25 protein-coding genes and 2 pseudogenes are annotated in these 20718 nt (G+C 53.9%); 26 read left to right on the top strand and 1 reads right to left on the bottom strand.

Translation table 11 applies throughout. The annotated features are described in order from the left end of the window. The first annotated feature begins 27 nt into the window (after positions 1-27). The 23 genes and pseudogenes from ald to sigF all read left to right on the top strand — a co-directional run bounded on the left by ald (position 28) and on the right by sigF (position 17223). A complete protein-coding gene (gene ald, locus PEL01S_RS09480) occupies positions 28-1152 on the top strand; it encodes an alanine dehydrogenase (RefSeq protein ID WP_063185896.1) in 1125 nt (374 codons plus the stop codon). A gap of 160 nt (positions 1153-1312) precedes the next feature. Continuing rightward, complete coding sequence (locus PEL01S_RS09475) at positions 1313-1558, top strand: DUF4227 family protein (RefSeq protein ID WP_063185895.1); 246 nt, start codon at positions 1313-1315, stop codon at positions 1556-1558. A gap of 91 nt (positions 1559-1649) precedes the next feature. Continuing rightward, positions 1650-2546 (top strand): site-specific tyrosine recombinase XerD, encoded by an 897-nt coding sequence (gene xerD, locus PEL01S_RS09470; RefSeq protein ID WP_127460123.1) that lies wholly within the window; start codon positions 1650-1652, stop codon positions 2544-2546. 162 nt (positions 2547-2708) lie between these two features. Then, the gene (gene deoB / locus PEL01S_RS09465) at positions 2709-3884 is read left to right on the top strand and encodes a phosphopentomutase (protein ID WP_127460122.1); all 1176 of its coding nucleotides are present in this window, start codon (positions 2709-2711) and stop codon (positions 3882-3884) included. Positions 3885-3915: 31 nt separating this feature from the next. Continuing rightward, positions 3916-4746 (top strand): purine-nucleoside phosphorylase, encoded by an 831-nt coding sequence (locus PEL01S_RS09460; protein ID WP_063185891.1) that lies wholly within the window; start codon positions 3916-3918, stop codon positions 4744-4746. A gap of 70 nt (positions 4747-4816) precedes the next feature. Then, positions 4817-5662: a purine-nucleoside phosphorylase gene (locus PEL01S_RS09455; protein ID WP_127460121.1), complete on the top strand. Its 846-nt coding sequence runs from the start codon at positions 4817-4819 to the stop codon at positions 5660-5662. A gap of 214 nt (positions 5663-5876) precedes the next feature. Further along, positions 5877-5957: pseudogene (locus PEL01S_RS35680) on the top strand (MerR family DNA-binding transcriptional regulator); the annotation flags it as partial. Positions 5958-6048: 91 nt separating this feature from the next. After that, positions 6049-6336, top strand: coding sequence for a VOC family protein (locus PEL01S_RS09445; protein WP_127460120.1), 288 nt, complete (start codon positions 6049-6051; stop codon positions 6334-6336). A 12-nt stretch (positions 6337-6348) separates the two neighbouring features. Beyond that, positions 6349-7143, top strand: a complete 795-nt coding sequence (locus PEL01S_RS09440) for an alpha/beta fold hydrolase (RefSeq protein WP_127460119.1) — start codon at positions 6349-6351, stop codon at positions 7141-7143. A gap of 59 nt (positions 7144-7202) precedes the next feature. Continuing rightward, positions 7203-7358: pseudogene (locus PEL01S_RS09435) on the top strand (purine-nucleoside phosphorylase); the annotation flags it as partial. Between the two features lie 203 nt (positions 7359-7561). Then, on the top strand, positions 7562-8107 hold the full coding sequence (locus tag PEL01S_RS09430) for a glutathione peroxidase (protein ID WP_127460118.1): 546 nt from the start codon (positions 7562-7564) through the stop codon (positions 8105-8107). A gap of 143 nt (positions 8108-8250) precedes the next feature. Beyond that, positions 8251-8619 (top strand): GntR family transcriptional regulator, encoded by a 369-nt coding sequence (locus tag PEL01S_RS09425; protein WP_054976409.1) that lies wholly within the window; start codon positions 8251-8253, stop codon positions 8617-8619. Beyond that, positions 8616-9512, top strand: coding sequence for an ABC transporter ATP-binding protein (locus PEL01S_RS09420; protein WP_127460117.1), 897 nt, complete (start codon positions 8616-8618; stop codon positions 9510-9512). The genes PEL01S_RS09425 and PEL01S_RS09420 overlap by 4 nt, the downstream gene beginning before the upstream one ends. Continuing rightward, positions 9509-10195, top strand: a complete 687-nt coding sequence (locus tag PEL01S_RS09415; RefSeq protein WP_127460116.1) for a hypothetical protein — start codon at positions 9509-9511, stop codon at positions 10193-10195. Before PEL01S_RS09420 ends, PEL01S_RS09415 begins: the two co-directional genes overlap by 4 nt. A 103-nt stretch (positions 10196-10298) precedes the next feature. Next, complete coding sequence (gene csaA, locus PEL01S_RS09410; RefSeq protein ID WP_127460115.1) at positions 10299-10631, top strand: chaperone CsaA; 333 nt, start codon at positions 10299-10301, stop codon at positions 10629-10631. Positions 10632-11004: 373 nt separating this feature from the next. Further along, positions 11005-11409 (top strand): flagellar protein, encoded by a 405-nt coding sequence (locus PEL01S_RS09405; protein ID WP_127460114.1) that lies wholly within the window; start codon positions 11005-11007, stop codon positions 11407-11409. Between the two features lie 237 nt (positions 11410-11646). Continuing rightward, on the top strand, positions 11647-12024 hold the full coding sequence (locus PEL01S_RS09400; protein ID WP_010498993.1) for a cupredoxin domain-containing protein: 378 nt from the start codon (positions 11647-11649) through the stop codon (positions 12022-12024). Between the two features lie 125 nt (positions 12025-12149). Further along, the gene (locus tag PEL01S_RS09395) at positions 12150-13481 is read left to right on the top strand and encodes a pyrimidine-nucleoside phosphorylase (RefSeq protein ID WP_127460113.1); all 1332 of its coding nucleotides are present in this window, start codon (positions 12150-12152) and stop codon (positions 13479-13481) included. A gap of 121 nt (positions 13482-13602) precedes the next feature. Then, entirely contained in the window at positions 13603-14124 is a 522-nt protein-coding gene (locus tag PEL01S_RS09390) for a YhcN/YlaJ family sporulation lipoprotein (protein WP_163767726.1), read from the top strand. Between the two features lie 155 nt (positions 14125-14279). Further along, entirely contained in the window at positions 14280-15458 is a 1179-nt protein-coding gene (locus PEL01S_RS09385) for a D-alanyl-D-alanine carboxypeptidase family protein (protein ID WP_127460111.1), read from the top strand. 200 nt (positions 15459-15658) lie between these two features. Further along, positions 15659-16012, top strand: coding sequence for an anti-sigma F factor antagonist (gene spoIIAA / locus PEL01S_RS09380; RefSeq protein WP_010498989.1), 354 nt, complete (start codon positions 15659-15661; stop codon positions 16010-16012). Continuing rightward, complete coding sequence (spoIIAB, locus tag PEL01S_RS09375; protein ID WP_127460110.1) at positions 16009-16455, top strand: anti-sigma F factor; 447 nt, start codon at positions 16009-16011, stop codon at positions 16453-16455. Before spoIIAA ends, spoIIAB begins: the two co-directional genes overlap by 4 nt. Before the next feature lie 12 nt (positions 16456-16467). Further along, positions 16468-17223, top strand: a complete 756-nt coding sequence (gene sigF / locus PEL01S_RS09370; RefSeq protein ID WP_063185864.1) for an RNA polymerase sporulation sigma factor SigF — start codon at positions 16468-16470, stop codon at positions 17221-17223. 134 nt (positions 17224-17357) lie between these two features. Here the strand turns inward: sigF and PEL01S_RS09365 are convergent, their stop codons facing one another. Continuing rightward, positions 17358-17573 carry a DUF378 domain-containing protein gene (locus PEL01S_RS09365; RefSeq protein WP_063185862.1) on the bottom strand — a complete coding sequence of 72 codons (216 nt, stop codon included), beginning with the start codon at positions 17571-17573 and terminating at the stop codon, positions 17358-17360. 181 nt (positions 17574-17754) lie between these two features. On the opposite strand from PEL01S_RS09365, the gene PEL01S_RS09360 reads away from it, so the two are divergent. From PEL01S_RS09360 to PEL01S_RS09350, 3 genes are read left to right on the top strand one after another with little or no spacing between them, the layout of a single operon-like run. Further along, positions 17755-18396 (top strand): stage V sporulation protein AA, encoded by a 642-nt coding sequence (locus PEL01S_RS09360; RefSeq protein WP_108531789.1) that lies wholly within the window; start codon positions 17755-17757, stop codon positions 18394-18396. After that, positions 18393-18818 carry a stage V sporulation protein AB gene (locus PEL01S_RS09355; RefSeq protein WP_108531788.1) on the top strand — a complete coding sequence of 142 codons (426 nt, stop codon included), beginning with the start codon at positions 18393-18395 and terminating at the stop codon, positions 18816-18818. Before PEL01S_RS09360 ends, PEL01S_RS09355 begins: the two co-directional genes overlap by 4 nt. Before the next feature lie 45 nt (positions 18819-18863). Beyond that, a complete protein-coding gene (locus PEL01S_RS09350) occupies positions 18864-20687 on the top strand; it encodes a spore germination protein (protein WP_127460109.1) in 1824 nt (607 codons plus the stop codon). Positions 20688-20718 lie beyond the last annotated feature (31 nt).

Raw genomic sequence — 20718 nt, 5'->3', positions numbered from 1 at the left:
AAAAACGGGAACAGGAGGCATGAAGCGATGATCATCGGGATACCGAAGGAAATCAAAAACAACGAAAACCGCGTCGCCTTAACCCCCGGCGGCGCAGCGGTTCTGAGACAAGCCGGGCATAGCGTTATTGTAGAAGCCGGGGCCGGTGCGGGCAGCGGATTTTCCGACGACGAGTACGCCAAGGAGGGCGCTCAGTTGCTTCCTTCGGCTGACGAGGTTTGGGGTAAGGCGGAGATGATTATGAAGGTGAAGGAGCCGCTTCCTGCGGAATTCGGCTACTTCCGCGAAGGGCTGACTCTGTTTACCTATCTCCATTTGGCGGCCGAGCCGAAGCTGACCGAGGCGCTCGTGCAGCATAAAGTAACCGCCATCGCGTATGAAACGATTCAGCTTCCGAGCGGGGGACTGCCGCTGCTAACTCCGATGAGCGAAGTGGCCGGACGCATGTCCGTTCAGGTCGGCGCGCAGTTTCTAGAGAAAAATTACGGTGGGCGCGGCATTTTGCTCGGCGGCGTACCCGGCGTGCCTCCGGCGGACGTGATCATTTTGGGCGGAGGCATCGTCGGAACGAACGCAGCGAAAATGGCGCTCGGACTCGGCGCCAACGTCGTCGTCATCGAACGCAGCGCGGAACGGCTCCGGTATTTGGACGACGTGTTCCACGGCCGCATCCGCACGTTGATGTCCAACCCCTACAACATCGCCAATGCGGTACAAAAGGCGGATCTGCTGATCGGGGCCGTCCTTATTCCCGGAGCAAAAGCGCCGAAGCTCGTTAGCGAGGACATGGTCCGTCAGATGAAGCCGGGAGCCGTGATCGTGGATGTGGCCGTAGATCAGGGCGGATCGATCGCGACGGTGGATCGCGTGACAACGCACAGCGCGCCGACGTACGAGAAGCACGGCGTCCTTCATTATGCGGTCGCCAACATGCCGGGAGCCGTTCCGCGGACCTCTACGCTGGCGCTCACGAATGTGACCATCGGCTACGCCCTGGAATTGGCCGGCAAAGGGGTGATCCGTGCGCTCTACGGCAATCCGCCGCTGAAGCTCGGCGTGAACACCTTTCAGGGCCATGTCACGTATCCCGCGGTAGCCGAAGCCGTCGGCCTGCCATATACGGGCTTAGATTCGCTGCTGCCGATCAGTTGACAAAGGCAGCGGGCATGCCGGCGGTACGGTTTCGTCCTGTCCACCGTCCGAGTACGTATATTTTGGTTGGTTCGGTCATAGTGTACTCTTAGAACCTGTCTGAACTCCCGAGGTCCGGCGCCAAGCCGGCGGCAGGGAGCAGGGGAGGAGGGGACAAGCCGTGATTGTTCATGTTCGGGTGCGAAAATGGCTCGGCCGCTTTCGTTTCGCGCTCTTGTTCGTGGTGTTTACGTTCGCGCTGTATCACATGCTGCTAGCCGTCACGCGATGGCTGGAGCCGGAGCCGAAGTACAAGGAGCCCGCAGGCCGCGCCGTCAAAGCGTTTCAGAACGATCGGGTGGCAGCGGCTTCGGACAAGATCACGATGAGCGAACGGCTGAAGCTTTTTTACCGGATCGGCGAATAAAAAAGCTTCCTGATTCGGAAGGAATATTGATCCTTTATGTGGAATTGTTTTAAAAGCGCCGATGCAAGACATAAAAGGGGATCAATTGCGCATGAAACAGGAACTCAACTCGTTTATCCGTTTTTTGGCGGAGGATCGGGGCCTTGCTCAGAATACGCTGGACTCGTACCGACGCGATTTGTCTCAGTATATAGATTATTTGGAAAGCTCCGGCATCTCATCGCTGGGCGACAGCGGGAAGCTGAACATTTCCGGCTATATGCTGGACCTGAAGCAGCGGGGGAGGGCTACCGCCACGCTTTCCCGGAGTATGGTTTCCATCCGTGCCTTTTACCAATTTCTCGTGAAGGAGCGTCTCATGGACAGCGATCCGTCGCTGCATATGGAGACACCGAGACTCGAGAAACGGATTCCGAAGGTGCTGTCGGTTCAAGAGGTGGGCAAGCTGCTCCAAGCCCCCCTGACAACGACGCCCAACGGAATGCGGGATAAAGCGATGCTGGAGGTGCTGTACGCGACGGGAATCCGGGTATCGGAGCTCATTTCGCTTGACGTGGACAGCGTCAATCCGAGTATGGGCTTTATCCGTTGTGTCGGCAAAGGCAAAGAACGGATCGTACCGCTCGGGAGAATCGCTTCGGAGTACGTGGAGGCTTATACCCAAACGATGCGTCCGAGGCTGCTCAAGCCGTCCAAGGCCGAGGAGGCGCTGTTTGTCAGCCATTTGGGGACCCGGATGACACGTCAGGGCTTCTGGAAAATCATTAAACGTTACGCTGCGGAATCCGACATTCGGATGGAAATCACGCCGCACACGCTTCGGCATTCGTTTGCCGCGCACCTGCTGGAGAACGGAGCCGACCTCCGGTCCGTACAGGAAATGCTCGGTCATGCGGACATCTCGACGACGCAGATCTATACGCAAGTCACCCGGAGCAAAATGAAGGAGGTTTACGATCGGACCCATCCGCGGGCCAAAATCGAATAGTCTTCCGGCGAGCCCGTTCCTCTGCGCCTGAGAGACCGGGTTTTTCGTATTGCGGCTTTTGCAAACCATGTCCGCTTTTGCGATAATAACGGTAGGCTTGTCGAAAAGACTGACCTGCGAGGATGGCATTGCCTCACCATGCCAAGTTTAGGAGGGACATCCATGAAATTTAAACGAGTATGCTTGATTGTGCTGGATAGCGTAGGGATCGGCGAGCTGCCGGATGCCGCGCGTTTTAACGATACCGGAGCCCATACGCTCGGCCATATCGCAGAGCGTGTGCCGTCGCTGCACGTGCCTCATATGCAGCAGCTAGGTCTCGGAAATATCGCCGGCCTGCAGGGCGTTGATCCGGTTGAACGCCCGGGCGGATATTACGGCAAAATGGCCGAAGTATCGGTCGGCAAAGATACGATGACCGGACACTGGGAAATTATGGGGCTTAATGTGACCGTTCCGTTCAATGTATTCCCGGACGGCTTCCCGCCGGAGCTGATCGCTCGTTTCGAGCAGGAAACCGGGCGCAAGGTCATTGGTAACAAGCCGGCCTCCGGAACGGAAATATTGGATGAGCTGGGCGAGGAGCAGATGAAGGCCGGGGCCTGGATCGTCTATACTTCGGCGGACAGCGTGTTCCAGCTTGCGGCGCACGAAGAGATTATTCCGCTGGAGGAGCTGTACCGCGCCTGCGAGATTGCCCGCAAGCTGACGCTCGAAGATCCGTATACGGTCGGTCGCGTCATTGCGCGTCCTTATGTCGGAACGCCCGGCGCGTTCAAACGCACGCCGAACCGTCACGATTATGCGGTGAAGCCGCCGGCTCCGACGGTCATGAACCAGCTGAAGGATGCGGGACTCGATTGCATCGCCGTCGGGAAGATCAACGATATTTTTGACGGCGAAGGCGTGACCAAAGCGCTCCCGACCAAAAGCAATCTCGACGGGATTCAGAAGACGATTGATGCGATGGGAGAATCGTTCCAAGGACTGCTGTTTACGAACCTCGTCGATTTCGACTCGCTGTACGGTCACCGTAGAGATCCAGAAGGGTATGCCAAGGCGCTGAACGAATTCGACGAATGGCTGCCCAAGCTGATGGAACGGGTCAGTAAGGACGACCTGTTGATTCTGACTGCCGATCACGGGAACGATCCGATTCATCACGGGACGGACCATACCCGCGAGTATGTGCCGCTTCTGGTGTACAGCCCGGCGTTTGAAACGACAGGGACGGTCGGAGTCCGCAGCACGTTTGCGGATCTCGGCGCGACGGTTGCCGCAAACTTCGGCGTGAAGGGAACAGGCAACGGCACCAGCTTTTTGAACGAGTTGAAATAACAAGTACATATTGCCGGGGAGGACGAAACGAATGAGCGATCAAACGACGCTGTTGAAGAACATTAAGGAAGCCGCGGAATATATCCGCGGGAAATATCCGGAGAAGCCGGAAATCAGCCTGATCCTGGGCTCCGGTCTCGGCGTGCTGGCCGATTTGGTGGAAGGCGGAGTAACGATTCCGTATGAAGACATTCCGCATTTTCCGGTATCTACGGTGGAAGGCCATGCCGGCGAGCTGCTGCTCGGTAAAGTGGAAGGCAAGCACGTGCTGATGATGAAAGGCCGTTTTCATATGTATGAAGGATACGGCGTCGAAACGGTATCGTTTCCGGTCCGTGTCATGAAGGAGCTCGGCGTGGAAAAGCTGCTGGTGACCAATGCTGCTGGCGGCATCAACACGTCGTACGAGGTCGGGGATCTGATGCTGATCCGCGATCATATTAACTTTACGTTCCGCAACCCGCTCATTGGACCGAATCACAGCGATCTGGGCGTTCGTTTCCCGGACATGTCCGAAGCGTACAGCCGCCGTCTTCGCGAGGCAGCGAAGGAGGTAGCGGCAGAGCAAGGGCTGAAGCTGCAGGAGGGGGTATACCTTGGACTGCTCGGACCGTCGTACGAAACGCCGGCGGAAATCCGCATGATGCGGACGCTCGGCGGCGACGCCGTGGGCATGTCCACCGTGCCGGAAGTGCTTGTTGCGCGGCATGCGGGCATTGAAGTGCTCGGTTTTTCGTGCATCAGCAATATGGCGGCGGGCATTCTGGATCAGCCGTTGTCCCATGCAGAGGTTATGGAAACGACGGAGCGCGCGAAGCCGAAATTTCTTAAGCTGGTGCTCGGAATCATCTCGCGAATCTAGAACGTCATGGTGATGGAACGGCGTCCGCCTTTAAGCGACTGCCGAATTCGATTCGAAAGAGGGAGAAGAGATGGAACCGAACTACGTTGAACATATTCAAGAAGCGGCTCAATGGATCAGCGACCGCATCGACCGAAGATCTTTAGATATGGGCTTGGTGCTTGGCTCCGGCCTGGGCGATATGGCCGCTCAGGTGGAGGATGCCATCGCCATTCCTTACGATAGAATTCCGCATTTTCCGGTATCTACGGTGGAAGGCCATGCCGGGCAATTTGTCATCGGCAAGCTCGAAGGCAAAAATGTTATCGTCATGCAGGGCCGCTTTCATTATTACGAAGGCTACTCCATGAAAAAAGTCGTCTTCCCGATTTACGTCATGAAGCAGCTCGGTGTTCGATCGCTTGTCATTACGAACGCGGCGGGCGGAATGAACCGCGGCTTTCAGGCGGGCGATTTGATGCTGATCTCCGACCAGCTCAACCTGACGGGAGATAATCCGCTCATCGGAATCAATCATCCGGAGCTCGGTCCCCGTTTTCCGGATATGTCGCAGGCGTATACGCCGCAATTCCGTGAGCTGGCCAAGCGGATTGCTGCCCAAATGGGACAGGAGCGCGGCGAAGCGATCCGCTTACAGGAGGGCGTATACTCAGGCATTAGCGGTCCGAATTACTTGCCTCCGGCCGAGCTGACCATGCTTGCGAACCTCGGCGGCGACGCGGTAGGCATGTCTACGGTAGGAGAAGTGATCGCAGCAAGCCATGCCGGCCTTAAAGTGCTCGGTATCTCCTGCATCACCGACATGGCGATCGGCGAAGAGCTGGAGCCGCTCACGCATGAGCAGGTAGTGGCGGTAGCGAACCGTACAAAACCGATTTTCATCGAGCTGGTACGCCGTTTTGTCCGTGAGGTATAGAGTTAGAGAAGGTTTTAAAGAGGGCCACCTTAGCAAGTAGTGGTGGTTAAAAACGGATTTAGATACGACGACTACTTTCTGTCGATTTAATAAATCGAGAGGGAGTGGTCTTTTTTGTTAAATGGCTTGATCCTTACGTAACGTAATGATGTATAGTGAGGGTACCGGTAAAAAGCTAGCAACCAAGACAGGGGATGATCATGCTTCAGAATAGCAAGTTAGAGAACTTGCTAATATGGCAGGACTGTCGGTTCGAACATTGCGATTTTATGATCAAATCGGTTTGTTTTCACCATAGAGCCATTTCGATTCCGGATATCGTCTCTACACCAAAACGGACATTTCGTGTCTTTTGTACACGCTGATAACCTGCAGGAAACGACCAAATGGTATGGGGATTCGTCGCCAAAAACTCGGAGCCCGACTGCATCGACGACAATCGTCTAAACTATTTTCCGAGAGCATTCTACAATAAACTGCAGTTGGATTTGCGTACGAATCCGATTCCCGCCATTGAATCGCGCGATCTGGCTGCCGCATTGGATCATGTCCGTTCCAAGGGAGCCATCGCAGACAACGGGCTCGAGTCCAGACAAGGCGTTCAGTTCTTCACGTTTCAGGACCCGGATGGAAACGGATTAATGGTCGTTCAGAAGGTAATTCCCAAATCATAGGAGGCAAAGGTAATGAAAAAAGTAATTTCGAAAGACGGAACAGCCATTGCGTTTGATAAATCCGGGCATGGACCGGCGATCATCCTGGTATGCGCTGCATTTCAAACTCGTTCGGATCCGATGATGTCGCAGCTCACTTCGCTTCTGTCACCCCACTTTACCGTGTTCAACTACGATCGTCGGGGTCGAGGGGATAGTGGCGACACGGCGCCGTACGCTGTTGAGCGCGAAGTGGAAGATATCGAAGCTCTCATTAACGAGGCTGGCGGATCGGCATTCGTATTCGGGATGTCTTCCGGTGGAGTTCTTGCCCTCGAAGCGGCTCGCAAGCTTGCTATCGCGAAGCTCGCATTGTACGAGCCCCCTTTCGTCGTTGACAATACGCGTCCTCCGCTGCCGAAGAATTACTTAGTGCAGCTCAAAGAGCTGATAACGTCGGGCCGCCGAGGCGACGCAGTCGAGTATTTCTTGACGAAGGCAGCAGGCGTTCCTGCCGATTTCGTTGCTCCGATACGAAGCGCGCCATTCTGGCCGGCGATGGAAAATGTAGCGCACACGTTGGTCTATGATGGCACCATCATGGGTGACACCATGTCGGGGAACCCATTGCCAGCCGAGCGGTGGTCTCCCGTCTCGATCCCTACGCTCGTGGTGGGTGGAGGGGCAAGTCCTGAGTACCAGCAAAATGCGGTGAAAGCGCTCGTGGACAGACTCCCCAATGCAAAGTGCCACATCCTGGAAGGTCAGGAGCATAATGTGGCTCCGGACTTCCTCGCTCCCGTTTTGACTGATTTTTTCTCCATGTAAATTAAAGGAGACTATATCGGTAGTCGTTAACTAAATTTCGGAACTAACTCATAAAACCCTTGATTCTCCTCGGCATCTCCTGCATCACCGACATGGCGACGATAGGCGAAGAGCTGGAGCCGCTTACGCATGAGCAGGTAGTGGCGGTAGCGAACCGTACAAAACCGATTTTCATCGAGCTGGTACGCCGTTTTGTGAAAGAAGCGCAGGCTTAACTCCTGATTAAACGAACTAAAGAACCGCTTTTCTTCGATTTTCACGGGGGGGAAGCGGTTTTTTAGCTTAAAAAAGGAACATGAAAGGCTTGACAGAAGCTGGCGTAATATGATAAATTGTAAACAATTAAATTGTGTACAATTTAAATTTAGATTCTTCAATTCGCATGAAAACCAAATCAAACAATAATGGAGGAGTTATTATGTCTATCTATTCATTCCAAGCGAACAATATTCGAGGCCAGGAAGTCAGTCTGGAGCAATATGAGGGCAAGGTGGTGCTGATCGTCAATACGGCCAGCAAATGCGGCTTCACCTCGCAGTATGCCGATCTGCAAAAGCTGTACGAAAAATACCGTGACCAAGGGCTGGTCATTCTAGGCTTCCCTTGCAATCAATTCGGAGAGCAGGAGCCGGGGAGCAGTGAAGACGTCCATACCTTCTGCCAGTTGAACTACGGGGTCTCGTTTCCATTGTTTGAGAAAGTGGACGTCCGCGGCTCGGAGAAGCATCCGCTGTTTGCATATGTGACGGAGCAAGCCCCTTTCGAGGGATTCGATCTCAATCAGTCGGCCGGGAAAACGCTGAATGCTTTTCTGCAGGAGAAGCAGCCTGAGCTGCTGCCCGGCGACGACATTAAATGGAACTTCACCAAGTTTCTCGTCAACCGCGAAGGCGAGGTCGTTAAGCGCTTTGAATCTACAGTTGACCCGCTCGATCTCGAACCGGCAGTCGAAGCATTACTATAACGGTACGATGAATAAATCCCTGAGAGCCTTCACTTCTAGGCTTTCGGGGATTTTTTCATTTTTTGCTCAAAGACGATTGACAAAGGAGTTACTTGGATATATAGTTAGTTACATGAGTAATTAACCAGTTTGGTGGTGAACAAATGACCTTAATAGACGACAGCCGTCCGATTTTTGTTCAGATCGCCGAACGGATTGAAAATGACATCATCGAAGGCGGCATGCCCGAAGAATCGCAGGTTCCTTCGACGAATCAATTCGCGGCATTTTATCAGATCAACCCGGCGACGGCGGCCAAGGGAGTCAATCTGTTGGTGGACCAAGGGATATTGTACAAGAAGCGGGGGATAGGCATGTTTGTAGCGACCGGCGCGCGCGCTCAATTGATGGAGAAGCGAAGAGAGCAGTTTTTTGAGCAATATGTGGTGACGATGATCCGGGAAGCCGAGAAGCTCGGCATTACATCGGAGCAGCTGATGGATATGATCCGGAGAGGGGATGGAGGCAAATGAATCCGATCGTCGAAGTGACTCGGTTGACGAAGTCGTACGGCAATGTGAAGGCGGTGGATGGCATCAACTTTTCCATAGAGCCGAACAAAATTTACGGGCTTCTTGGGAGAAACGGAGCAGGCAAGACGACGGTCATGCATATGATCACCGCTCAAATTTTTCCTACCAGTGGAGAAATTGAAGTGTTCGGTGAAAAACCGTACGAGAACAATAGCGTACTAAGCAAAATGTGCTTTATTAAAGAAAGTCAAAAGTACCCGGACAACTTCCAGGTCATCGATGTGCTGGAGGTGGCGGAATCGTTGTTTCCGCAGTGGGACCGGGGGTTCGCCTATGAGCTGATCGAGACGTTCGGGCTTCCGCTGAAAAGGAAAATGAAGAAGCTGTCCCGAGGTATGCTGTCCGCCGCAGGAATCGTTGTCGGTCTTGCCAGCCGAGCGCCGCTTACGATATTCGACGAGCCGTATTTGGGCCTCGATGCGGTAGCGAGAGGGTTATTCTACGAAAAGCTGCTTGAGGATTACTCGGCTCATCCGAGAACCGTCATTTTGTCGACGCACTTGATCGATGAAGTCAGCCGACTTCTGGAGCATGTGATTATGATCGATGGCGGCAAGCTGATTTTGAATGAGGATACGGAGGCGCTTCGAGGGCGGGCGTTTACCGTCATAGGAACGGCCCGTACCGTGGAAAAATTCATTCGAGCCCGGGAAATCATCCATCAGGAAGCGTTCGGCGGACTGATTTCGGCGACGGTAATGGATGAGCTGAGCGAGAAAGAGCGGAAGGAAGGGGAAGCGCTTGGGCTCGAATTCTCCCCCGTTTCCTTACAGCAGTTAGTCGTCCATTTAACGAAGCATACATCGGATAGAAAGGCGGGAAGTGCTCTATGAACCGCGTTGCGAGCGTAACAAAAATGCATTTGAGAGATAAGCTCTCCTGGATATACATGCCTTGGATCATTCTCTTACTCAATCTCATCTTACATCTTACCATCCGGTTTTCGATTGGCGGGAAAGACGGAATGTATACCGGCGGCATTACTTCCCTTTACGTATATATGCTTGTTATCGGGATGGTCGCTCTGCCACAAACGTTCGTCTTTGCACTTGGCATGGGTGTCCGGAGAACAGATTATTTTGCCGGAACGGCTATGAACTTCGCTCTGATCAGCTTGAGTACATCCATCCTGATACTGCTTTTCTCCCTGCTTGAAGGCTGGAGCGGCGGCTGGGGAGTGGGGCTCCACTTCTTCCGTATGCCCTATTGGGGCGACGGTACGGCGATTGGACAAGTGACGAGAAACTTCGTGCTGCTGCTGCATCTGTTCTTTCTTGGATTTGCTATTTCGAGCGTCCAGCGGCGATATGGCTGGTTCGGTATGATCGCGTTTTCGGGTGTTATCACAGCGGTTGTCACTGTCCTCGTTATTTCTTTAAACTATTACCAATGGTGGGGCGTTTTGTTTCAATGGATAGCGGGGATAACCATATCCGAATGGGCAGGCTGGTTGTTTGCACTAATCGTCGTCTATGCGCTTGCGTCGTATGCCATGCTTCGCAAGGCGACTGTATGATGAACTCAGATGGTAAAATATTGTTATAACGAAGCGGTTTGTTGCTTTGTCCCTCTGTGCTGCGGTATCATGTTTTTAACGAATCGCTTCGGGAGGAAACGGAATGGAAGCAACGATCGACGATTTTCATAAGCTGGACCTGCGGATCGGAACGGTGATGGCCGCCGAGCCTTTTCCGGAAGCGCGGGTTCCGGCCATCAAGCTGCAGATCGATTTCGGAGAGCTCGGAATCAAGCGCTCCAGCGCCCAGATTACGAAGCGGTATGTGCCGGAAGAACTTATCGGCAGACAGGTTGTTGCGGTTGTTAATTTTCCGCCCAGACGTATTGCCGGTTATGTATCCGAGGTGCTGGTGCTCGGCGGGGTGCCGGAGCAGGGGGATGTCATTTTGCTCGTACCGGATCAGACGGCTCCGAACGGGACGCCGATCGCATAGTTATGCAAAAAGTACTCCACCTTCCTTGGAAGCGGGAGTACTTTTTTTGTCGCGGCTCGTTATTTCGATTTCTTCGCGCCTTTGTCGCTGGTACGGGTCGTTGTGTTCTGATTCCCGTGGCCTTGCTGCTTGTCGGACATGTGCGGCACCTCCTGTTCCTTGCTTCTCGGATGAATGTGTCCTTTATAGTATGACAAGTCGCGATGGGGTTATTCAGACATATGACTTTAGGGGCAGATCCAAAAAAGTTGGGGCGTCCCTCTATTCGGGCAATAGCTATTGTGCTACAATTGGGCATATGGAACTACTTTCGGTAATTCGTTAGAACCATATCTAACAAAACGGAAGCAGGAAAAAGAGGGGCGTGCCCGCCATGACGATGCTTAAAGTAGCCAACTGCCCGAACTGCGGAAAGGTATTTCAAAAAAACTTGCGCAATCTATGTCAGGATTGTATCGACCAGGTTCACGGCGATTTCGACCGCTGCGAAGCTTATTTGCGCGGCAATCGGAAGGCAAGTACCGAAGAACTGAGCAAGGGAACGGGAGTCTCCGCTAAGCGAATTGCCGAATTCATCGTATCGAACCGGCTGCCGGTCGCTTATTATCCCGGATTAACTTACCCGTGCAACAGCTGCGGCTCGCCGATCAGACAGCATCACTTATGCAGCTCATGCCGGATTCGAATCGTGAACGATATCCAAAAGATGAACCAGCAGGAAACGAAGCGGAAAGAGCGGGGCATCGGCTTCCAAATTCGCGACCGACTCAGCCGTTAAATCCAATTTTGTAAATGCTCTGCCGCTATGGCGGAGTTTTTTTGCTGATGGAGGAAATTCGCGTATTTTGGCTGAAACGTTATCTCATGCTAAGAGTGAGTGCCGTGGAAATGACGATCAAAATTTGTTCACAAATTTTTCACGGGAATGGCATGAAAGGGCATGTGTAAAGTCGCTCGTATTTTGTACAATAAGACTATACGTCTTTACGGCCGAACAGTAAGGGGGGGATTATCTATGCAAAAGTGGGCTATGTTTTCATTGTTCATCATCGCCTGTCTCCTCGGTGCGGGCGTTTTATTCCAGAACATCTCTGCACGTCAGGCAGAAATGGCGAAAGAGGAAACGGCGGGTCCTTCGATCAAGTTCGTAGCGACGAACTATCAGTTCGATAAGCCGGAATACACGGCGAAAGCCGGTGAGAAAATGACCGTTTCCCTGATGAACAAGGAAGGGCTTCATGCGCTTGAAATCGTTGGCACCAATGTGAAGCTGGACAACAACACCAAGTCGATGGATGTTACGTTCGACAAACCGGGTACGTATGAAGTGCACTGCGTGCTGCCTTGCGGTCCGGGTCATGCGGATATGAAAACGAAGATCGTCGTATCCTAAAAAAGCAATATCCCGTTTTACATGTGCCAAGGAAGTCTCGGGAGCGTCTCCCGGGGCTTTCTTTTCTTTTTGCCGCGAAGGGAATATAATACGGGGGAGACTACGTGACAGGGGAGTTGGCCTGGATGAGAACGGTTGATATCATACATAGCAAACGGGACGGCAAGGAGCTGTCCTCTGAAGAAATCGCTTTTTTGGTTGAAGGCTACACGAAAGGGGAAATTCCGGATTACCAGATGTCCGCTTGGGCGATGGCGGTCTATTTTAACGGCATGTCCGCGCGGGAAACGGCGGATCTAACGCTGGCGATGGCGCGTTCGGGGGATCAGGTCGATCTAAGCTCCATTCACGGCATCAAGGTCGATAAGCACAGCACAGGCGGTGTCGGGGATACGACGACGCTCATCGTAGGGCCGTTGGTGGCGGCGGCCGGTATCCCTGTGGCGAAAATGTCCGGCCGGGGCCTTGGCCATACAGGCGGGACGATCGATAAGCTGGAAGCGATTCCGGGTTTTGCCGTCGAGCGGACAACGGAGCAATTTTTGGCGCAGGTGCGGGAGATCGGGCTTGCGGTAGTCGGCCAAACTGGCAACCTGACGCCGGCGGACAAGAAGCTGTACGGCTTGCGCGACGTGACGGCGACGGTGGAATCGATTCCTTTGATTGCCAGCTCGATCATGAGCAAAAAAATCGCTTCCGGCGCGGACGCCATCGTCCTCGATGTCAAAACCGGACGCGGCGCGTTTATGAAATCGTTGGACGATTCCATCAAGCTGGCTCAAGCGATGGTCGATATCGGAACGGAGGTCGGCCGGGAGACGGTTGCGGTGATTACGAACATGGATGAGCCGCTCGGTCCTTCGATCGGCAACTCGCTTGAGGTGCTGGAGGCGATCGATACGCTCAGCGGCCGGGGGCCGGCCGAGCTGACGGAGATTTGTCTCGAACTGGCGGCGCACATGGTGCGCCTTGGAGGCAAAGCGGACGGCGAAGCCGAAGCGAAGGAGCTCGTCACCCGCTTGCTTGACAACGGCGAGGCGCTCGCGAAGCTGAAGCAGTTCATTGCCGCGCAGGGAGGCGACGCCTATGTTGCGGAAGATCCCGCCCGGCTTCCCCAAGCCGCCCACCGTGTGGACGTACCGGCGCCGGAAGAAGGCTATGTAGCTGCGATCGATGCGGAAGCGCTAGGGATTACCGCCATGCTGCTTGGTGCGGGCCGCGCGACCAAAGAAGACAAGATCGACCTGGCCGTGGGCATCAAGCTGTTCAAGCGTGTCGGCGATCCGGTGAAAAAAGGCGAGCCGCTTGCCGAGCTGTATATCAACCGCGAGGATTCGGCAGAAACGGCGGAAATGATGCAGCGGACGGCTGCCGCTTTCAAGATCGCTTCGGCGCCTGCCGAAAAGTTGAAGTTGATTTATGCCGTTATCACGAAGGACGGTATTCGCAAGTTGTAATAAGCTGGTCACGATACTTGAAAGCCCGGGATTTTGGTCCCGGGCTTCTTTGCGTGCATGCCAAACGATGGGAGTAAGCATACTAAAGACGACAATCATTCACAGGGAGGTTGCAACAACGATGAATCACGTTAAAGTATGGGTCCGAGCCTCGCTCGTGCTTGGCTGCGTCGCCGTCCTGGCAGCTGGCTGCACGAACAGGCAGCAGGCGCGTATGCAGCAGCAGGCTGCCCAACCCCAGCAGCAGACCCAGACGCATTACACACATCAGGGAACGAATCAGGGGGTTCAGCCGTATCAAACCACCGCCAGAAAAATCGATATTGCCGATGCGGCAGCACACAAAATTGTTTCCGAGGTGCCGGAAGTCCATTCGGCGAATGTGCTTGTTACCGACCGTACCGCTTATGTGGCGTCCGTGCTGAAACCCAACCAGACGCTGACGCAGGATGTCGAAAATCGCATCGCCGGGAAAATCCGGGCGACGGATGCGAACGTACAGCGCGTCTATGTATCTGTCAATCCGGATTTTGTCGGACGCGTCAACACGTATATAGCGGATGTGCGAGCCGGACGTCCGGTCGGCGGATTCGTGCAAGGGTTTGCGGATTTGGTACGCCGCGTGTTTCCGACCGCACATTAGAGCCGCATCCTCCAGCGTGAATGTGAATGCCAGCCGGGGATCGGGCCTGCTTCCCGGTTGTTTGTTTTCCTGTTTTGGAATATTTTGTGCCAGATTTGTCAACACTGAATACCAGTACCTACAATCGAGCTCCGACAGGAGGGGAGAATAGGGTTATGATCAGCAAAGTGATCAAGTGGTCGATTTGCATCCAGCTTCTGCTGCTGGTCGCGCTGCCGTCCGCGATGGCGGAGGAAGCGAAAAGAGCGCAGCCGGTTGAGCTGGCTCCAAATGCCGTATCTTCCGTGATCATCGACGCGGATTCCGGCACGGTCATTCACGACAAAAACAAAGATGCCAGGCTTCCCCCCGCCAGCATCACGAAAATTATGACGATGCTGCTTATTATGGAAGCACTGGACCAAGGAAAACTTAAGCTGGACGAGAAAGTGCGGACAAGCGAATACGCCGCTTCCATGGGCGGCTCGCAGATTTTTCTGGAAGTCGGCGAGGAAATGACGGTGCGTGATATGCTGAAAGGCATCGCCATGGCCTCCGGCAACGACGCATCGGTAGCGATGGCGGAGAAAATTGCAGGTACGGAACAAGCATTCGTGCGAATGATGAACGAACGTGCCGCGCAGCTGGGGATGAAAAATACCCATTTTGTCAATCCGAACGGACTGCCTGCCGAAAATCATTACTCTTCCGCTTACGATATTGCGCTGATGTCCAAAGAATTGCTTAAGCACGAAGCGATTACCCAGTATACCGGCTTGTACCAAGACTATTTGCGCAAGGAATCGCCGAAGCCGTTTTGGCTTGTCAATACGAATAAGCTCGTGCGCTTTTATTCGGGGGCGGACGGCTTGAAAACCGGTTATACGAGTGAAGCGAAATTTTGCCTGTCGGCAACGGCGAAGCGTGACAATCTGCGCGTCATCTCCGTGGTCATGGGCGAACCGGATACGAAAACGCGCAATGCGGAAGTCACGCGGATGTTCGATTATGCGTTCTCGCAATATACGAATCTTCCGATCTACAAGACCGGCGATTCGCTTGGCGAATTGAGAATCGGCAAGGGCGAGGTGCCGGTCGTCCCGTTAACGGCGACACATCCTTACAGCTTGCTGCTCAAAAAAGGGGAAGCGGCCGACGGAATCCGCCACGAAGTCCAACTGCGGACGGATTTGAAAGCGCCGATTACCGCCGGGGATTCGATCGGGAAAATCATCGTATACAAAGGCGATCAGGTATTGACCGAATTCGCGCTGGAATCGCCCGTAAATGTGAAAAAAGCCGGGTGGTGGACCTTGACGAAGCGAACGGCGAAACGGATGTTTTTCTTGGATTGACGAATAGCTGCCGGCCTGACATACACAGCATGATCCCCGCAGACACAGCTTACGCCGCCGCGGGGATTTTGCGCTATTCCGCTGCGCTTTCTGTCGCTTTTGTTCTAGTTATAGCGCATTTCTTCTAGTTTTGTCGGGGGGCAGGAAAAGGATTCCTTCACGTAGAAAAGAGTGTGCATGAACGGGAAGGAGTGAGCAGCTTGAGTCTGCAAATCGAACTCGAACATTATCGCCAAACGCTGATCGTCAGGCTTCAGGGAGAGCTGGACCATCATACGGCGGACACAGTCAAAACGCGGATGGAAGAGGCGGTCATGCGCGGAAACGTCAACCACATCATCATGAGCTTCAAGGAGCTAACCTTCATGGACAGCTCCGGCCTCGGCGTCATATTGGGCCGCTACAAGCAGATTACGGCGCGCGGCGGCAAAATGGTCGTCTGCGACCTGAATCCCGCCGTACACCGGCTTCTTGAAATGTCGGGGCTGTTCAAAATTTTATCGATTCAGGATAACGAGAGTAAAGCGCTGCAAAGTCTGGAGGTCGCCCTATGAGTGAACGAAACTTTATGACGCTGAAGTTTGCGAGCCGCTCCGAGAACGAATCGTTCGCCCGCGTAACCGTCGCCGCTTTCGTATCGCAGCTGGACCCGACGCTGGATGAGCTGACGGATATCAAGACGGTCGTGTCCGAAGCGGTAACGAACTCCATCATTCACGGCTATGACAACCGCCCGGACGGGATTGTAACGATTACGGCCGAGCTCGAAGGAGACACGGTCTTTATTACCGTGACGGACGAAGGAGCGGGGATCGAGGATCTGGATCTGGCCAAGCAGCCGCTTTATACGTCGAAGCCGGAGCTGGAGCGCTCTGGCATGGGCTTCACGATTATGGAAAATTTCATGGATGCGATCGAAGTGACGACAGCCTTAGGCACAGGCACCACGATTAAAATGAAGAAGCGAATCGAATCGAAAAAAGCTCTTTTCAATTAGGGGTCTGATCTCATGGATGTAGATTTGAAGCACGCCTCACACAGCTATTTGGACGATAGCGAAGTCAAACGATTGATCGCGCTCAGCCAGTCCGGTGACACCGTGGCCAGAGATACGCTGGTGCAATGCAACATCCGTCTGGTCTGGTCGGTTGTGCAGCGGTTTCTTAACCGGGGCTACGAGGCCGAGGACTTGTTTCAGATCGGCTGCATCGGACTGCTCAAGTCGGTGGATAAGTTTGACTTGTCGTATGATGTGAAGTTTTCAACGTATGCGGTCCCGATGATCATCGGGGAAATCCAGCGTTTTCTGCGCGACGACGGAACGCTGAAGGTGAGCCGCTCGCTCAAGGAGCTGGCCAACAAAATCCGCAAGACGAAGGACGAGCTTTCGAAACGGAACGGCCGGCTGCCGACGATCAAGGAAGTGGCGGAGGAGCTTCAAATCACGCCGGAGGAGGTCGTCTTCGCTCAAGAAGCAAACAAGCCTTTGTCCTCGATCCATGAAACCGTTTTTGAAAACGATGGCGACCCGATCACCTTGATGGATCAGATCGCGGACGAGGGCGGAGACAAGTGGTTCGACAAGCTGGCGCTGAACGAAGCGATCGGCACGCTGAATGAACGGGAACGTTTGATCGTATATCTCCGTTATTTCCGGGATCAGACGCAGTCCGAGGTGGCCAGCAGACTTGGTATTTCCCAGGTGCAGGTCTCGCGGCTCGAGAAAAAAATATTACAGTCGATCAAGGATCAAATTGCCCAATAACTACAACGGCCTAAATAAGCTCTCCGAGGTTCCTCTTGCGGGAATCGACGGGGAGCTGTTTTTGTATTGCAGCTTAAAAAGAGAACGAGCGAACGCCCTCGTCCTCTTGGTGCGTCTCAAGGACAGCCTTGCCGTTACCGGGCCCGGGCTCTGTCGTCGTCGCGGAACAACAAGGCGATGCAGTACAGGCCCGCCAAACCGACCAATGTATAAACAATTCGGCTTATGCCCGAAGATACCCGATGAGCGTCGCCTCCGAACAAGGCGGCAACCAAGTCCCATTGAAACAGTCCGACCAACAGCCAGTTTAAAGCCCCGATGATAACGAGCGTTAAAGCCGTTCTTCTCATATGCCGACACCTTCCTCTAACGAAAAGTTTGGGTGACCTTTGTTCTTGCCTTTACTGTTTGTTATGTCGCTTCCCTTTATGCCTCGGCTCCCGGTGAAATTTTTGCCAAAGTCCGGGATGTTTATCGCCATGCGTAATTATTCATACTACCGTTAAATGCATGGTAAGGGAGGATTCGGGGATGAACCGTGGTTCCGCTCCGTCCCTGTACATCCGATTGCGCAAACGGATGCGGGTCAGCCGCGGCGTTCCGATTCGGCTCGGGCACATTGCCGTGTTTCTGACGGAGCCCGAGTATGAAGCGGAGCTGCTTGAGCTGGAATTGTACCGCCCCGAGAAGCATGACGGCAGCTTGCTGCTTATCGATATGATGCTGGTCGTTCGCAAAATCAAAGAGCGGTTTCCGGCCATGACCATCGAGCATTTCGGCGAACCGCATACACTGGTTGAAATTTCGGACAAAACGCGCCCTCCCAGCATATTTCTCATCATTCCGGTGTGGCTGCTGCTTTTTATCGGATCGGGACTGGCCATTATGAATTTTCACGCCGACGTCAGCATGGCCGAAGTCCACCGGAGCCTCTATAAGCTGCTCACCGGCAAACCGACCGAGCGCCCGCTGCTGCTGCAAATTCCATATTCGTTTGGCATCGGCATCGGGATGATCGTCTTTTTCAATCACCTGTTCAAGAAAAAGTTCAACGAGGAGCCGAGCCCGTTGGAGGTGGAAATGTTCATGTATCAGGAAAACGTCAACCAGTATGTCATCGCCGAGGAATACACCAAAATCAATCGCTCCCTGGATCGGGAGCCGCCGTCTTGACCGGACTGTTGAGCGGGTTCCTGGTAGCTTTTGTTGGCTTGGCTGGCGGCCTTGCGGTGGGCAGCGGCATGGTGGCTTTTTTGGTGGTGCTGGACATCATACCGAGGCTGGCGCAAATCAGCAGATCGTACCGGTCGATCCGCTTATACGAAGGTGCAGTCGTGCTCGGTGCGGTTTTTTTTACGGTGACGGATTTCTTTCAATGGAGGTTCCGGCTGTTTCCTTTGTCCGCCTCGGTGCTCGGCCTGTTCGCCGGCTGCTTTGTCGGCATGCTTGCGGCAGCGCTGACTGAGGTCATCAACGTACTGCCGATTTTGGCCAAAAGAATCCGGATGGAAGAATATATGATCTGGCTGTTGATGGCGATGATTTTCGGGAAAGTGCTCGGCTCGTTGATCGATTGGCTCGGGCTGGTGCAGTAGTGCCCGAAGCTGCGCCGCAGCAAAATTCGCTGGGAGGTGAAGGGTGTGAACAAGCAAATCAAACGTGCGAAATTGATAGGAAAGCCAAAAAAGCTTCGCAGCATCAAGCCGCCGGAGGAAGATAAGCTGATCATTGACCGGGAAGGCAACATTATCGGCAGCCTGTCGGCGGACGAACCGGAGGAGCGATCCGTAAAGGACGGAGAGGAACACGATACCGAATCCGGAGATTCCGAATCGGGTATGTCGCGCAAGATGCGTCAGGAGACGCAATTGACGGCGGAAGAGCGGGAGCTTAAGGAGAGCACGGAAATTTCCGAGGATTTCGACCGTCTGAAGCGGCAGTTGGAAGAGCAAGTAGGCTTGAACAAAAGCTTCGACGTCATCTTTCGCGAAATGGTGTTCGGCGGGCAAAAAACAGGGATTTTCTACTATAACGGGTTCATTAAAGATTATGTACTGACCGAAATTCTGGAGCGGCTCTCTTATGCCGATCAGGTGCAGAGAGAAACAGAGCACCGAAAACCGGTGGAGGAGCACCGAAGACCGTACCGGAACTGGAGAACGGACCGCGCGGAAGAGCCGTCAGAGCGTCAGGAGGAGGACGGGCGCCGCAAAATCATCGGCTTGTTCGAAGAGGCGCTGATTCCTCACGTGCAGGTGAAGCGGGCCTGCAAGCTGAAGGAAGCGATCGACAATGTCGCGATGGGCGGCACGGCCTTTTTCTTCGAGGGCGAACGCGAAGCCATTCTGGTTGACGCCAAGAGCTTTCCGGCCCGTACGACCGAAGAGCCTGAGCTCGAACGGGTCGTGCGGGGCTCTCGTGACGGTTTTGTCGAGACGCTGCTTACCAATGTTACGTTGGTGCGTCGCAGAGTACGGGACCCGCGGCTGAAGCTGGAAATTACGCAGGTCGGCAAACGAACGCAGACCGACGTTTGCATAGGCTACATTCAAGATATTTGTGACATGAAGCTGGTGGAATCGATCCGCGATAAAATCAAAGAAGTGAAGGTGGACGGGGTACCGCTTGCCGAGAAACAGCTGGAAGAAGCGGTGGTTGGGAATAGCTGGAACCCGTATCCGTCAGTCCGGTATTCGGAGCGTCCCGATGTGGTGGCGGCTCACCTGCTGGAAGGCCATGTCATCGTGTTTGTCGATACGTCCCCTTCGGTTATGATTTTGCCGACGACGTTTTTCCACCATGTGCAGCATGCGGAAGAATACCGTCAGACGCCGATTGTGGGCACCTATCTCCGATGGGTGCGGTTTATCGGCATCGCCGCGTCGATCTTTCTGCTTCCGCTTTGGCTGCTTATCGTGACTACGCCGGAGCTTAAGCCGGCGGGGCTCGAGTTTCTGGGGCCGCAGAAGCCGGGAAAAATCCCGATCATCGGCCAGTTTCTTATCGCGGAGCTTGGCATCGATTTGATGCGGATGGCAGCCGTGCATACGCCTTCGCCGCTTGCGATCGCCATGGGCTTGGTGGCGGCAATTTTGGTAGGAGAAGTAGCCGTCAAGGCGGGTTTGTTCTCAAATGAGATCATCCTGTACATATCGGTTGCCGCGGTCGGTACGTTTGCTACCCCCAGCTACGAGCTCAGCTTGGCGAACCGTATTTGCCGGCTCGTCCTGCTCGTGATTTCTGCGGTTTTCAAAGTGCCGGGGTTTATCATCGGCTCTACCTTTTTGCTGCTCATGCTGGCGCTGCAGCGCTCGTACAATACCCCGTATTTGTGGCCGTTTATCCCGTTTAATATGAACGCAATGCGGCATATTCTGATAAGAGTGCCGTTTCTGTCCATGAAAACGCGCCTAAGTCTGACAAGGCCGAAAGACAGGACCCGGCAGGCGCAGCGGCCAAAATAGTTTCACTCCTTACGCCCCTTTGAAGCCCGGC

It is taken from the genome of Paenibacillus elgii NBRC 100335, from assembly GCF_004000865.1.
Lineage (GTDB): Bacteria > Bacillota > Bacilli > Paenibacillales > NBRC-103111 > Paenibacillus_G > Paenibacillus_G elgii.
This window is presented reverse-complemented; position numbering and strand designations above follow the sequence as displayed.

Coding starts and splice junctions, on each gene's coding strand:
- PEL01S_RS09365 (WP_063185862.1), bottom strand. CDS start 17,573: ATGAGAAGAACGGCTTTAACGCTCGTTATCATCGGGGCTTTAAACTGG.
- PEL01S_RS09440 (WP_127460119.1), top strand. CDS start 6,349: ATGAAAAAAGTAATTTCGAAAGACGGAACAGCCATTGCGTTTGATAAA.
- PEL01S_RS09445 (WP_127460120.1), top strand. CDS start 6,049: ATGGTATGGGGATTCGTCGCCAAAAACTCGGAGCCCGACTGCATCGAC.
- PEL01S_RS09405 (WP_127460114.1), top strand. CDS start 11,005: ATGACGATGCTTAAAGTAGCCAACTGCCCGAACTGCGGAAAGGTATTT.
- PEL01S_RS09400 (WP_010498993.1), top strand. CDS start 11,647: ATGCAAAAGTGGGCTATGTTTTCATTGTTCATCATCGCCTGTCTCCTC.
- PEL01S_RS09425 (WP_054976409.1), top strand. CDS start 8,251: ATGACCTTAATAGACGACAGCCGTCCGATTTTTGTTCAGATCGCCGAA.
- PEL01S_RS09455 (WP_127460121.1), top strand. CDS start 4,817: ATGGAACCGAACTACGTTGAACATATTCAAGAAGCGGCTCAATGGATC.
- PEL01S_RS09385 (WP_127460111.1), top strand. CDS start 14,280: ATGATCAGCAAAGTGATCAAGTGGTCGATTTGCATCCAGCTTCTGCTG.
- PEL01S_RS09390 (WP_163767726.1), top strand. CDS start 13,603: ATGAATCACGTTAAAGTATGGGTCCGAGCCTCGCTCGTGCTTGGCTGC.
- PEL01S_RS09415 (WP_127460116.1), top strand. CDS start 9,509: ATGAACCGCGTTGCGAGCGTAACAAAAATGCATTTGAGAGATAAGCTC.
- PEL01S_RS09420 (WP_127460117.1), top strand. CDS start 8,616: ATGAATCCGATCGTCGAAGTGACTCGGTTGACGAAGTCGTACGGCAAT.
- sigF (WP_063185864.1), top strand. CDS start 16,468: ATGGATGTAGATTTGAAGCACGCCTCACACAGCTATTTGGACGATAGC.
- PEL01S_RS09395 (WP_127460113.1), top strand. CDS start 12,150: ATGAGAACGGTTGATATCATACATAGCAAACGGGACGGCAAGGAGCTG.
- PEL01S_RS09430 (WP_127460118.1), top strand. CDS start 7,562: ATGTCTATCTATTCATTCCAAGCGAACAATATTCGAGGCCAGGAAGTC.
- xerD (WP_127460123.1), top strand. CDS start 1,650: ATGAAACAGGAACTCAACTCGTTTATCCGTTTTTTGGCGGAGGATCGG.
- deoB (WP_127460122.1), top strand. CDS start 2,709: ATGAAATTTAAACGAGTATGCTTGATTGTGCTGGATAGCGTAGGGATC.
- ald (WP_063185896.1), top strand. CDS start 28: ATGATCATCGGGATACCGAAGGAAATCAAAAACAACGAAAACCGCGTC.
- PEL01S_RS09360 (WP_108531789.1), top strand. CDS start 17,755: ATGAACCGTGGTTCCGCTCCGTCCCTGTACATCCGATTGCGCAAACGG.
- PEL01S_RS09460 (WP_063185891.1), top strand. CDS start 3,916: ATGAGCGATCAAACGACGCTGTTGAAGAACATTAAGGAAGCCGCGGAA.
- csaA (WP_127460115.1), top strand. CDS start 10,299: ATGGAAGCAACGATCGACGATTTTCATAAGCTGGACCTGCGGATCGGA.
- spoIIAB (WP_127460110.1), top strand. CDS start 16,009: ATGAGTGAACGAAACTTTATGACGCTGAAGTTTGCGAGCCGCTCCGAG.